Source organism: Acidimangrovimonas sediminis (assembly GCF_002871005.1).
GTDB lineage: Bacteria > Pseudomonadota > Alphaproteobacteria > Rhodobacterales > Rhodobacteraceae > Acidimangrovimonas > Acidimangrovimonas sediminis.
This window is the reverse complement of sequence record NZ_PHSN01000018.1, coordinates 42442-54510: the sequence shown is the minus strand read 5'-3', so window position 1 is coordinate 54510 and position 12069 is coordinate 42442. Positions and strand designations below refer to the sequence as shown.

Genomic DNA, 12069 nt, shown 5'->3' with positions numbered 1-12069 from the left:
GGCGGCCGTGTCGGAAACACTTGCACCGGGACCGGCCTTCAGATCTTGCCCTCGGAAGGTCAGCACTACGTCCCCAGCTTAACAAGCGCGCGATTTCTTGAGAACCCCTTAGAGGTTTCGGGGGTTCCTGCCTGGGGCGGCAACCGGGCGAAATCCGCCGATGCGTGCCGATTCGCGCGCCACTCGCGCGGAGAAACGGGTAATTCTTGGGCGGGGGCCCGCCCGCTCCGCCCGTCCGAAAAGCCCCCCGGCCAGGATCCAGTATCCCGCGGGATCGTAACGCATCGTAAGCGGGCGGGCGCTCGGGCCCAGAAGGATCAGCGTGACGATGCGCCCCGCGGCGACGCCCGCGGCGGCGGTCCGGGCCAGGCGCGCGGCGATCCAGGGACGGCCCGACACCACCAGACCCGCGCGCGGGCCGGTGCCCGGCAGGGGGCGGAACGGCGCCGCCCGGGTGGCGATCGGGGCGGGCGCGGGCAGCGGTCGGGCGACACCCTCGGCCAGGCCGGTCTCGAGCGTGGCAAGAAGGCGCGGCACGTCGGGGGGCGACAGACGCCCGTCGACCATCATCGCGACAAGGCGCCGGCGCTGCGCGGCGCGCAGTCGGTCCAGCACCGGCGCCGGGTCTTCGCCGGCCGCGTGGCGGCGCAGGAAGACCGCGACCGAGGCGCCGATCTCGGTCAGGTCGGTGGGCGCGCGGTCGGCGCGGCGCCGGGCGCTGGCGGCAAAGCCGTGATGCACCTGTGCCCCCGGCACCACCGCAGTCAGGTGCCCGGCGGCCGCAAGGGTGAGGTTCACATGCGCCTCGTCGAGGTAGAAGCGCAGCGCCGGGTCGAAGCCGCCCGCCGCGCGCAACGTGTCGGCCCGGAACGCCATGTTGGTGCCCTGGGTCTTGACCGCGCCCACCCCATCGCCCGGCAGTAGTGTCACCGCGCCCTCGTCCACGGCAAGGGCCGTGTCCTCGCCGAAGCGGTCCACCGTCGCCGCCTTCCACTGATAGGAGATGCCGTTGCGCCCGCGCACGAAGCCGGTCGCCGCCGCCACCCGCGGATCGGCAAAGGGGGCGGCCAGGCGGCTGGCCCAGGTGGGCTCTGCCGCTGCGTCGTCGTCGATGAAGGCCACCACCTCGCCCGCCGCATGGGCGAGGCCCAGATTGCGCGCAGCCGAGATGTTGGCCTCGTCGAAGGGGACGATCCGCAGGCTGTCCGACAGCAGGTGCAACGCGGCGCAGGCCTGGGGGTCCGCCACCACGATGACCTCGAGCCGCGGGTGATCCTGCTGGCTCAGCGCGCAGAGGCAGCGGTGCAGCGCCTCGGGACGGTGGCGCGAGACCACGACGACGCTGGTCGCCGGAGGGCCCGCGCGCCCGTTCATCCCCGCGCCCCGTTCATGGCGCGCCCATCTCGGCCAACATCGCCTCGATCTTCGGCACGTCCGACGGGTTGTTCAGCTCCCAGAACTGGCGGCCGCGGGCCTCGACCTCGACGCAGAGGACCGGGCGCTCGCGCTCGAGGAACCGCAGTTGTTCGAGACCTTCGAGCGACTCGATCGGGCCGGGTTCCCATAGCGGGTAGGCGGCCAGCGCAGCGGGGCGGTAGGCGTAGACACCGACATGGTGAAACACCGGGGTCGGGTCGTCGTCGGCGTAGGTCTTCCCGGTGTAGGGGATCACCTCCTTGGAGAAGTAGAGCGCCTTGCGGCCGGCGCCGAACACCGCCGTGGTGCCGCCGACACGGCCGGCGCGGCGGTCGTCGAGAAAGCCGTTCAGCGCCCGACCGTCGCAGCGCAATACCGGGGTCGCGACCTCGGCTGTCGCGTCGGCAGCCAGCCCCGCGACCAGATCCTCGATGAACCAGGCCGGCGTCAGAGGCGCGTCGCCCTGCAAATTCACCACGATGTCGTAGCCGCCACCCAGCGTCTCATGCGCCTCGGCGCAACGCTCGGTCCCGTTGCGGCATTCGGTCGAGGTCATCACCACCTCGGCGCCGAAGGCCTCCGCGGCGTCGCGGATCCGGTCGTCGTCGGTCGCGACGACGACGCGGGTCACGCCCCGCACCTCCGCCGCCGCGCGCCAGGAGCGTTCGATCAGGCTGCGGCTTTCGCCGGTGGCGCCGGTCAGCGTGACCAGCGGCTTGCCCGGATAGCGCGACGAGGCATAGCGCGCGGGAATGACGATCAGCGTCTTCACCGAAAGCCCCTCACTCGGCGGGCTTCAGGTCGACGCCGGGGGCGTGGGCGATGAAGAACGGGTTCTCGAACCCCGGCTTGCCGTAGGTGAAGGGGGTGTGATCGTCGAAGCGCACCATCGCCCCCCCTGCCCCGCGCAGCACCGCGTCGCCCGCCGCCGTATCCCATTCCATCGTCCGCCCGAGACGGGGATAAAGGTCAGCCTCGCCCGTCGCGACCAGGCAAAACTTCAGCGACGAACCGGCGCTGGTCATGTCGCGGACGCCGTAGCGGCCGATATAGGCATCGGTCGCGGCATCGCGGTGCGATTTCGAGGCGACGACCATCAGGGCGCCGTTATCGGGCGTCGAGACCCTGAGCGGCGTGGTCGCGCCGGGCGCGTCCTTGGCGAAATCACCGCTCTCCTCGACCGACGCGCCATCGGCTGCGGTGTAGAAGAGCCGCCCCTTCGCCGGCGCATAGACCACGCCGAAGACCGGCACGCCGTCTTCGACATAGGCGATGTTGACGGTAAAATCGCCGCGCCGCTTGACGAACTCCTTGGTCCCGTCGAGCGGGTCGACGATCAGGAAGGTCGAGATCTTCTGGTCGTGGGTGTCCGATTGCTCCTCGGTCACCAGCGGCAGATCGGGAAAGGCCGCGCGCAATCCGGCAGAGATCAGCGCGTCGGCGGCCTCGTCGGCCTCGGTCACCGGCGAGGCGTCGGACTTGGAGCGCACCTCGAAATCTTCGGCGCCGTAGATCTCCATGATCTTGTCGCCGGCCTCCAGCGCGAGACGGCGGAAGACAGAGACGAGGCGGGCGGGATCAGGTCGCGACATTGTTTCTCCTCGTGCGGGCGGGGGTTTCGCGCCCGGCAGTTGATTCAAGGGGTCCGCTTCCTTATCATCCCGATAGCACCGGACGGCAAGCATTCGCCGGGATTTCCACCGGAGACAACTCTGGAGACCGCCCTGGAGACCGCCTCCGGGGGCGATGCGAGCGAGGCAGGAATCGACGGCATGTTCAGGCAGGATCTTCCGCCCTCGACGCTGCGTCTGGCGTTCGGCCAGCTGGAGCTGATCTACCATGCCGCGGTGCGCCACGTGCGCAAGACCCACCGCAACGCGATCGTCGGCCTGTTGCTGAACATGGTGCAGACGGTCCTTCTGATCGTCGTGTTCTACGTGCTGATCGTGGTGCTGAAGCTGCGCTCCACCTCGATCCGGGGCGACTTCGTGCTCTACATCATGTCGGGCGTGTTCATGTTCATGACCCACACCAAGACCATGGGCGCCGTGGTGGCGGCGGACGGACCGACCTCGCAGATGATGAAACACGCGCCGATGAACACGATCGTGTCGATCGGGGCGGCGGCCCTGGGTACGCTTTACGTGCAGGTGCTGTCGATGGTCGTCGTACTGACGATCTATTACTGCGCCTTCACCCCCTTCGTGATCTACGAACCCGTGCAGGCGATGGGGGTGCTGTTGCTGGCCTGGTTCTCGGGGATCGCGATCGGCATGGTGTTCCGCGCCTTCAAGCCATGGTCTCCGGAGGTGATCGGGATCCTGTCGCTGGTCTACATGCGGGCCAACATGATCGCCTCGGGCAAGATGTTCGTGGCCAATACGCTGACCCCGACGCTGCTTTCGTATTTCGACTGGAACCCGCTGTTCCATATCATCGACCAGTCGCGCGGCTTCATCTTCATCAATTACAACCCGCACAATTCCAACCTCGAATACCCGATCTACGTCTGCATCGCCTGTCTGATGGTCGGGCTGATGGGCGAATTCTGGACCCGCCAGCACGCCTCGCTGAGCTGGGGCGCCAAGCGGTAGGATCGCGCCCCGGGCCGGGCGCGTCCCGGTCGGGTCATGTCCTCGGGGCGCCCGGGCGGTGGGCGGCCGGGCGCGCACCGTGCCTTGCGTCTCTCGCCCTGGTTGCGCCGCGCAAACACCGGAGTATCCTCTGCCGAACGAAGGCCAGGGGAGGGGCGCATGACCATCGTCTACACGCACGAGGATTGCCTGGGGCACCGCGAGCCGCCGGGCCACCCGGAACAGCACGCGCGGATGAAGGCCGTGGCCGCCGCGCTGGAAACGGTCGAAGGGCTCGACCGGCGCTTGGCGCCGATCGGCGACGAGGCCGAGATCGCGCGCTGCCACCCGGAGGGATACATCGCGCGGATCCGCAACGCGGTGCCCGAGGAAGGCTGGACCATGCTCGACGGCGACACCTACCTCTCGCCCGGGTCGTGGGCGGCGGCGCTGCGCGGCGTCGGCGGGATCTGCGCCGCGGTCGATGCGGTGCTGGGCGGCGAGGACACGACCGCCTTCGTCGGCTGCCGCCCGCCCGGCCACCATGCCGAGCGCGAGACGCCGATGGGTTTCTGCCTGTTCGGAAGCGCGGCGATCGGGGCGAAACGGGCGCTGGATCACCACGGTCTTTCCCGCGTCGCCATCGTCGACTTCGACGTCCACCACGGCAATGGCACGCAGGATCTTCTGTGGCACGAGGGACGGACGCTGTTCTGCTCCTCACACCAGATACCGCTCTACCCCGGGACCGGACGGACGGAGGAGCGCGGCGCGCTGAACAACGTGCTGAACGTGCCGCTCGCCCCCGGGACCGGCGGCGCCGAGATGCGCGCCGCTTATGAGCGGGTGATCCTGCCGGCGGTCGACGCCTTTGCGCCGGAACTCATCATCGTCTCCGCCGGGTTCGATTCGCATGCCGCCGACCCGCTGGCGCAGCTGAACTGGCAGGCGGGCGACTTCGGCTGGCTCACCGAAGAGATCCTGACGCTGGCGGGTCGCCACTGCGGCGGGCGGGTGGTCTCGACACTCGAGGGGGGATATGATTTGCAGGCGCTGGCCGAATGCACGGCCACCCATGTGCGCGGACTGACGGAGCGGAGCCGATGAGCGAGACCCCCAGCAATAGCCCGGTGGACCAGATGAGCTTCGAGCAGGCGATGGCCGAGCTTGAGCAGGTGGTCGGCAAGCTGGAGCGCGGCGACGTGCCGCTGGAACAGTCGATCGCGCTTTACGAACGCGGCGCGGCGCTGAAGGCGCGCTGCGAGGCGATGCTCAAGGCCGCCGAGGAGAAGGTCGAGAAGATCCGCGCCGCCGAAGGGCGCGCGGTCGGCACCGATCCCGCCGAAGGGCTGTAACCCATGTTTCCCGAGGTGCTGGCCGAGGACGCGGCGCTGATCGCGGCCCGGCTGGAGAACGCGCTGTCGGCCCGGGCCGATCAGCCGGTGATTCATGCCATGCGCTACGCCGTGCGCGGCGGCAAGCGGCTGCGCGGCTTCCTGGTGATGGAAGGCGCGCGCCTGCACGGGGTGGCGCCCGAGGTCTCGGTGATCGCCGCCGCGGCGGTCGAGGCGATGCACGCCTATTCCCTGGTGCACGACGACCTGCCGTCAATGGATGACGACGACCTGCGCCGGGGCCAACCCACAGTGCATGTGAAGTGGGACGAGGCGACGGCGGTGCTGGCTGGCGATGCCCTGCAGACGCTGGCCTTCGAATTGCTGGCCGTCCCGGCGCTGGGGCCGGCGGATCGGCGCATCGCGCTGGTTGCCAGGATGGCGAAGGCCGCCGGGGCGGAGGGCATGGTGCTGGGCCAGGCTCTCGACATCGCGGCCGAGACGGCGACCCGGCCGCTGACGCTGGACCAGATCACCGCGTTGCAGGCGGGCAAGACCGGCGCGCTCATTCGCTGGTCGGCCGAGGCAGGGGCAGTGATCGCAGGGGCGGATCCGGCGGCGCTTGGGCGTTATGCCGATGCTCTGGGCCTTGCCTTCCAGATCGCCGACGACATCCTTGATGTCGAGGGCGATGCCGAGAAGGCCGGCAAGCGGCTGCAGAAGGATGCCGAGGCGGGCAAGGCGACCTTCGTGTCGCTGCTTGGCCTCGAAGGGGCGAAGGCCCGGGCCGGCGCGCTGGTCGACGAGGCCTGCGCGGCGCTTTCCGCTTATGGCGACAGGGCGGAAACCTTGCGACAGGCGGCCCGCTTCGTTATTGCCCGCGAGATGTAATTCCCCGAGGAGGGGCGCCATGACCGACCGACCCAAGACCCCGGTGCTCGACCGGGTAAAGCTTCCTGCAGACCTCAAGGCACTGACCGACCGCGAGTTGAAACAGCTGGCGGACGAGCTGCGCGCCGAGACGATCAGCGCGGTGAGCGAAACCGGCGGACACCTTGGCGCCGGGCTGGGCGTGGTCGAACTGACGGTGGCGATCCACGCAGTGTTCGACACCCCGCGCGACAAGCTGGTCTGGGATGTCGGCCACCAGTGCTATCCCCACAAGATCCTTACCGGGCGGCGCGACCGGATCCGCACCCTGCGCCAGGAACACGGTCTGTCCGGCTTCACCAAACGGTCGGAAAGCCCCTATGACCCGTTCGGCGCGGCGCATTCGTCGACCTCGATCAGTGCGGCGCTGGGGTTCGCCATGGCGCGCGAACTGGGCGCCGAGGGCACCGGCGACGCGATCGCGGTGATCGGCGACGGCGCGATGAGCGCGGGCATGGCCTACGAGGCGATGAACAACGCGGGCCACCTGGGCAAGCGCCTGTTCGTCATCCTCAACGACAACGAGATGTCGATCGCCCCGCCCGTCGGCGCGATGTCGGCCTATCTCTCGCGGCTCTATGCCGGGGCGCCGTTCCAGGAACTGAAGGCGGCGGCCAAGGGTGCGGTCAGCCTCCTGCCCGAGCCGTTCCAGCTGGGCGCGCGCCGGGCCAAGGACATGCTCAAGACGCTGGCCGTGGGCGGGTCGCTGTTCGAGGAGATGGGGTTCAGCTACCTCGGCCCGATCGACGGCCACGACATGGAACAGCTGCTGCCGGTGCTGCGCACCGCGCGGGCGCGGGCCACGGGGCCGATCCTGATTCACGCGATCACCCGTAAGGGCAAGGGCTATGCACCGGCCGAAGGCGCGCCCGACCGCGGCCATGCGACCGCCAAGTTCGACGTCCTGACCGGCAAGCAGGTCAAGGCGCCCTCGAATGCGCCAAGCTACACCAAGGTCTTCGCCCGCGCCCTGCTGTCGCAGGCCGAGCAGGACGACAAGGTGGTCGCGGTGACCGCCGCGATGCCGGACGGCACCGGCCTCAACCTCTTTGCCGAGCGGTTCCCGAAGCGCTGCTTCGACGTGGGCATCGCCGAGCAGCACGCGGTGACCTTCTCGGCCGGCCTCGCCGCGGCGGGGATGAAGCCGTTCTGCGCGATCTATTCCACCTTCCTGCAGCGCGGCTACGACCAGGTGGTGCACGACGTCGCGATCCAGCGCCTGCCGGTGCGCTTTGCCATCGACCGCGCCGGCCTCGTGGGGGCCGACGGGGCGACCCATGCGGGCGCCTTCGACGTGGCCTTCCTTTCCAACCTGCCGGGCATGGTGGTGATGGCCGCCGCCGACGAGGCGGAGCTCGTGCACATGGTCGCCACGGCGCATGCGCTCGACGATGGCCCCTCGGCCTTCCGCTATCCGCGGGGTGAAGGCTCGGGCGTGACCATGCCCGAACGCGGCGAGGTGCTGGAGATCGGCCGGGGCCGGCTGATCCGCGAGGGCAAGCGGGTCGCGATCCTGTCGTTCGGCACGCGCCTGTCCGAGGTCGAGAAAGCCGCCGAATCGCTCGCGCAGCGGGGCATCACGCCAACGGTCGCGAACGCGCGCTTTGCCAAGCCGCTGGACCGTGAGCTGATCCTGCGACTGGCGGCCGAGCACGAATCGCTGATCACAATCGAGGAGGGCGCGGTCGGCGGCTTTGGCAGCCAGGTCGCACAACTGCTGTCGGACGCGGGGGTGTTCGACCGGGGCCTGAAATTCCGCATGATGGTGCTGCCCGACATCTTCATCGACCAGGCCAGCCCCGACACGATGTATCACGTCGCCGGCCTCGACGCCGCGCGGATCGAGGCCAAGGTACTCGAGACGCTGGGAATCGCGGAACTGTCCAGCCGGCGGGCCTGAGGCCCGGACGTCGTGCTTTCCGGCGGGGCGGCGCGCTTTCCGGCGGGGGCGCCTCCGCGCGCTATTCCGCGGCCAGCGGCTGGTCGTCCTGCCCCGAGGCGGCGATGATCCCGGCCATGGCGCGGGTCAGCGCGGCCTGGATGTCGGCGAAGCGGCCATTCGGGCGGATCGACTCCTCATCCATGTAGAGCGCGCGGTCGATCTCCACCTGGACCACGTGCTGGCCCAGCGAGGGGCGGCCGTAGGCCTGGGTGATGTAGGCGCCGGCAAAGGGCGTGTTGCGCGCGACGCGAAAGCCCTCGGCAGAGAACGCCTCTTCCAGGATCGCCATCACTTCCGGCCCGGCGGAGGCCCCGAAGCGATCGCCCAGAACGACCTCGGGCGCCGGGCGGCCGGGTCGCGAATGATGCTGGATCGCCTCATGCGGCATCGAATGGGCATCTATGAGCACCGCCGCGCCGAAGGTGGCGCGGGCTTCGTCCATCAGCATCCGAAGCCGGGCGTGGTAGGGCTCCCAGAAACCGGCGATACGGGCGCGGGCCTCGTGCGGGGTGATCTTGCCGCGGTAGATCGCCCGACCGTTCGACACGACGCGGGGAATCACCCCCAGGCCCGAACTGACGCGCGGATTGTGCCCCGCCGCGCGAATCCCCGCGATCACGGCGGGATCGAACTCGTCGCGGGCACGGTTGAGGTCGACATAGGCGCGGGGCGCGCGGGCGCAGATCAGCGGCGCCCCCAGCCGCGGCGCCTCGGCGAAGAGGAGGTCGACGAAGGCGTCCTCGGAGGAACGGATCTGGTGCGGGTCCAGCATCGACGCGGCCAGGAAGGACGAAGGATAGTCGCGCCCGGAGTGGGGCGACGAGATCACGACACCCGATCGGAGCCGGGCGGGCAGGTACAGGTCATAGGCGGTACTGGCACGGTTCATCTGTTACCCTCCGGCGCTTCAATATAATCGGTTTCGCGAAGTTGCCAAAACCTCTTGAACCGCGTGCCGACTCTTTATATAGACCCACCGACCGACGCGGATCGTCCCGCGTCCTTTCTTTTCGGAAGGGATGTTGGGCGGTATGCGCTGGGTGTGGGCGGTTAGCTCAGCGGTAGAGCACTACGTTGACATCGTAGTGGCCACTGGTTCGATCCCAGTACCGCCCACCATCTTCACCGCCCCCGGGGCGTCACGCCGGGGGCTTTCGTTTTTCAAGGCGCACGCGCGCCGCGAACAGGAGATCGACCGATGAAGGTCCGCAACTCGCTCCGCTCGCTCAAGCAGCGTCATCGCGATTGCCAGATCGTGCGCCGCAAGGGCCGCGTCTACGTGATCAACAAGACGCAGAAGCGGTTCAAGGCCCGTCAGGGCTGAGGCTGGCTCCAGCCACGGAATATACGAAAGGCCGCCCTCTGGGCGGCCTTTTGAGTCGTGCATGACGGCAAGGTCCGAGACTTCCGCGTCGCGGATCGAATGGGCAGCGGGATCGCGACGCTCAGTCGGCGTCGTGGCGACCAGGCGCCGAGAGGCCCGAGACCGGCATCGGCGCAGTCCAGCCGATGGAGGACGCGCGCCCATAGCCGGAGGCGGAGGCCGTCCGGCGTGCCTTGCGTAACCTGCGCGCGTCGCATGTCACGGCAAAGCCCGCGACGGCAAACAGCGACAGGCTGCCCGCGCCGGCATACACCAGAACAGCGCCCCACCAGGTCGCGCCGGCCAGTAAAGCTGCAACCGCGGAAATGGCCCCGACGGCCATGGCGGCAATCATCATCGCGACAACCACGATTTCCTCCACCCAGACGTTCCTTTGCCCCCCACAGGGCGTCTCTCGTTCATCCTGACTGCCCGGTCGCAAGCTTCCGCGCATGTCGGGATATCGAGTTTCGAAATCTTAACACCGACCTGTCAAGAAATCGTCACCTCCGGTTCCAAGCTGGCACCGATGGGCAACGAACCTGCCGAATGTTGCGGGTCCGCGGGGCATTTGCCCCCGATTTCAGCGGCGCTTCCGGCGGCAAGTGCTTGGCTTTGAGGCAGGGGCCCGAATCCTTCCGCACTGCGGCGAATCATTGCGCAGGTGCAGTATTACGGGGGCGCGGCCGCCCGGGGGGCACTTCAGCGTGTCCCCAGGGACGTGGATGGGACAGTCTCGACCCCGGGCCCACCCGCGGCCCGCCCGCCCCTGGGGCGACGGCGCTGCGCGCGCCGGACGGGGCTACTGCCCCGCGCCGGCCACGAGCCGCACAAGCGTCTGGCGGTCCAGGTAACCGGTCGGCGGCAGGCCCGCGGCTCGCTGGAACCGGCGGATGGCGCGGCGGGTCTGACGGTCAAACTGGCCGTCGGCCTGCCCCGGGTCATAGCCGAGCTGCCCCAGGCGCTTCTCGACCAGCGTGCGGGTGAACCCGGTCATGTTGAGCTGCTCCTCACCCGCCTGGGCCGCTTGCCGATCCGGCCCCTCCGGCCCGCCCCTCAGCTGGCGGATCCGCATCTTGGCATCATCGGCGAAGGCGCCGTCCGGCTGGTCGTGCAGGTACTGGCGGTAGGCGTCGACAGTGTCGTCCTGCTGCGCCCGATGCCAGGCCGCGCGGTCCTCGTGTCGGGCGCGTTCGTGGCTGGCCGCATCCATCTTGTCGAGCCGCCCCTGCGCGACATCGGCGTAATTGCCGTCGGGGTAGCGGTCGAGATAGGCCTGCAGGCCGGCGCGGTCGCCCTTGGCACCGGTATCTTCCCAATAGGCGCGATCCTTGCGATCCTGCTCCTGCTTGCGCTTGGCCGCCTCGGCCTCAAGCTGCTTCTGCCGCACCGCGGCCTGGGCATCGAGTTTTGCGACCTGCGCGGCGGTCAGGTAGCCGGTCGGCTTTGCCGCCCCCTCGCTGGCCTGCCAGTCGGAAATCGCCGCGCGCGTTCCGGGGCCGAAGATGCCGTCGATGCCCTTCGGATCGTGCCCCAGAAGCGACAGGTTGCGCTGCACCTGCCGGCGCTGGTCACGGGTCAGGCCCAGGGCATCCTCGGCCTGGCGCTGCGCGCGATTCGGCTCGGCCTTGATCGCGGCGATCTGCTGGCGGGCATCCTCGGCATGAACGCCGTTGGGAAAGCGGTTGAGGTAGGCCTGCAGCGCGGTCTCGGTATCTGCCTTGGTGGCGACATCCCACGCCGCGCTCTCCCCGGTGTCGGAGGGCGAGGGCGGCACGGACGAAGGCGAATTCGCCCCCGCGTCCCGGGTCTCTTCCGGCAGGAAGGGCGTGGTGGCGGACAGGTAGCCCTCGGCCTTCAGTTCGGAATGCGCATCGGCCAGCGCGCCCAGACTGATCCCGCGCTGTGCCAGCGCGCCGCCCGCGAAGGCCGACACCTTGGTGGCGGGGCCGTACATCACCGTCACGCCCTGCGGGATGTCCAGCGTGCCGATCCCGACCTCAAGCCCTGCGCCCAGCTTGGGGTTGCGGTCGGTATCGCCCAGAAGGATCAGCGCGTGCCCCGCATGGCGGGCCGCGATGGCCATCACCGTGTCGAGGCCAACCCCGACCCCGCCGACCGTGGCAAGATCCGGCTCCGTCGGCTGGCCGGCCGCGTCGGACCCCAGAAGCCAGGTCTGACCGCCACCATGGGCAAAGGTGCCGTTCAGCGCGATCACCAGCGGCCCGCTGCCGCCGTCCTGATAAAGCGCCGAAAGCGCGCGGCGCAGGTCGGGCGTGCTCAGCGCCTGGTCGAGCGAGACCCGCATGCCGGCCTTCGACAGCGCATTGGCGGCCGATTGCGGCGTGCCCAGCAGCATGGCGCGCGGCTGGCTCTCGACATTGGCGGATTGCGCGAAGGCCGGGCCGATCACCGGGGCGGCCACGGGGCCAAGCACCGGCGCCACAAGCGGCGCGGCAAGGGCAACCGCGCAGATCGCGGTCGCAGTGTGAAGACGTTTCATCCTTCCCT

General features: G+C 69.3%; 12 protein-coding genes and 1 tRNA gene. 7 read left to right on the top strand and 6 right to left on the bottom strand.

From position 1 onward, the window contains the following. Positions 1–108 precede the first annotated feature (108 nt). The 3 genes from CVV76_RS16925 to cysQ are packed head-to-tail and all read right to left on the bottom strand — an operon-like array spanning position 109 to position 3008. A complete protein-coding gene (locus CVV76_RS16925) occupies positions 109–1374 on the bottom strand; it encodes a glycosyltransferase family 2 protein (RefSeq protein WP_102225863.1) in 1266 nt (421 codons plus the stop codon). Between the two features lie 13 nt (positions 1375–1387). Continuing rightward, positions 1388–2188: a 3-deoxy-manno-octulosonate cytidylyltransferase gene (locus CVV76_RS16920; protein ID WP_102225862.1), complete on the bottom strand. Its 801-nt coding sequence runs from the start codon at positions 2186–2188 to the stop codon at positions 1388–1390. A 10-nt stretch (positions 2189–2198) separates the two neighbouring features. Next, the gene (gene cysQ / locus CVV76_RS16915; protein WP_102225861.1) at positions 2199–3008 is read right to left on the bottom strand and encodes a 3'(2'),5'-bisphosphate nucleotidase CysQ; all 810 of its coding nucleotides are present in this window, start codon (positions 3006–3008) and stop codon (positions 2199–2201) included. A gap of 180 nt (positions 3009–3188) precedes the next feature. On the opposite strand from cysQ, the gene CVV76_RS16910 reads away from it, so the two are divergent. The 5 genes from CVV76_RS16910 (at position 3189) to dxs (ending at position 8153) form a co-directional block, all read left to right on the top strand. Beyond that, positions 3189–4010, top strand: a complete 822-nt coding sequence (locus tag CVV76_RS16910) for an ABC transporter permease (RefSeq protein WP_102225860.1) — start codon at positions 3189–3191, stop codon at positions 4008–4010. Between the two features lie 159 nt (positions 4011–4169). Next, on the top strand, positions 4170–5096 hold the full coding sequence (locus CVV76_RS16905) for a histone deacetylase family protein (protein WP_102225859.1): 927 nt from the start codon (positions 4170–4172) through the stop codon (positions 5094–5096). After that, positions 5093–5344, top strand: coding sequence for an exodeoxyribonuclease VII small subunit (locus CVV76_RS16900; protein ID WP_102225858.1), 252 nt, complete (start codon positions 5093–5095; stop codon positions 5342–5344). Before CVV76_RS16905 ends, CVV76_RS16900 begins: the two co-directional genes overlap by 4 nt. A gap of 3 nt (positions 5345–5347) precedes the next feature. Then, positions 5348–6214 (top strand): polyprenyl synthetase family protein, encoded by an 867-nt coding sequence (locus tag CVV76_RS16895; protein WP_102225857.1) that lies wholly within the window; start codon positions 5348–5350, stop codon positions 6212–6214. 19 nt (positions 6215–6233) lie between these two features. Then, positions 6234–8153: a 1-deoxy-D-xylulose-5-phosphate synthase gene (dxs, locus tag CVV76_RS16890; RefSeq protein ID WP_102225856.1), complete on the top strand. Its 1920-nt coding sequence runs from the start codon at positions 6234–6236 to the stop codon at positions 8151–8153. 61 nt (positions 8154–8214) lie between these two features. Here the strand turns inward: dxs and CVV76_RS16885 are convergent, their stop codons facing one another. Next, on the bottom strand, positions 8215–9084 hold the full coding sequence (locus tag CVV76_RS16885; RefSeq protein WP_102225855.1) for an N-formylglutamate amidohydrolase: 870 nt from the start codon (positions 9082–9084) through the stop codon (positions 8215–8217). 155 nt (positions 9085–9239) lie between these two features. Between CVV76_RS16885 and CVV76_RS16880 the strand changes: the two genes are divergently transcribed. Both CVV76_RS16880 and ykgO read left to right on the top strand, forming a co-directional pair. Then, positions 9240–9314 (top strand) — tRNA-Val (locus CVV76_RS16880). A gap of 79 nt (positions 9315–9393) precedes the next feature. Then, on the top strand, positions 9394–9519 hold the full coding sequence (gene ykgO, locus CVV76_RS16875) for a type B 50S ribosomal protein L36 (protein WP_013069105.1): 126 nt from the start codon (positions 9394–9396) through the stop codon (positions 9517–9519). A gap of 121 nt (positions 9520–9640) precedes the next feature. On the opposite strand, the gene CVV76_RS16870 is transcribed toward ykgO, so the two are convergent. Continuing rightward, positions 9641–9940, bottom strand: a complete 300-nt coding sequence (locus tag CVV76_RS16870; protein ID WP_102225854.1) for a hypothetical protein — start codon at positions 9938–9940, stop codon at positions 9641–9643. Positions 9941–10360: 420 nt separating this feature from the next. Continuing rightward, positions 10361–12061 (bottom strand): peptidoglycan-binding domain-containing protein, encoded by a 1701-nt coding sequence (locus CVV76_RS16865; protein ID WP_102225853.1) that lies wholly within the window; start codon positions 12059–12061, stop codon positions 10361–10363. Positions 12062–12069: the final 8 nt, after the last annotated feature.

Coding starts and splice junctions, on each gene's coding strand:
- CVV76_RS16885 (WP_102225855.1), bottom strand. CDS start 9,084: ATGAACCGTGCCAGTACCGCCTATGACCTGTACCTGCCCGCCCGGCTC.
- CVV76_RS16900 (WP_102225858.1), top strand. CDS start 5,093: ATGAGCGAGACCCCCAGCAATAGCCCGGTGGACCAGATGAGCTTCGAG.
- dxs (WP_102225856.1), top strand. CDS start 6,234: ATGACCGACCGACCCAAGACCCCGGTGCTCGACCGGGTAAAGCTTCCT.
- CVV76_RS16895 (WP_102225857.1), top strand. CDS start 5,348: ATGTTTCCCGAGGTGCTGGCCGAGGACGCGGCGCTGATCGCGGCCCGG.
- CVV76_RS16905 (WP_102225859.1), top strand. CDS start 4,170: ATGACCATCGTCTACACGCACGAGGATTGCCTGGGGCACCGCGAGCCG.
- CVV76_RS16925 (WP_102225863.1), bottom strand. CDS start 1,374: ATGAACGGGCGCGCGGGCCCTCCGGCGACCAGCGTCGTCGTGGTCTCG.
- CVV76_RS16910 (WP_102225860.1), top strand. CDS start 3,189: ATGTTCAGGCAGGATCTTCCGCCCTCGACGCTGCGTCTGGCGTTCGGC.
- CVV76_RS16865 (WP_102225853.1), bottom strand. CDS start 12,061: ATGAAACGTCTTCACACTGCGACCGCGATCTGCGCGGTTGCCCTTGCC.
- cysQ (WP_102225861.1), bottom strand. CDS start 3,008: ATGTCGCGACCTGATCCCGCCCGCCTCGTCTCTGTCTTCCGCCGTCTC.
- ykgO (WP_013069105.1), top strand. CDS start 9,394: ATGAAGGTCCGCAACTCGCTCCGCTCGCTCAAGCAGCGTCATCGCGAT.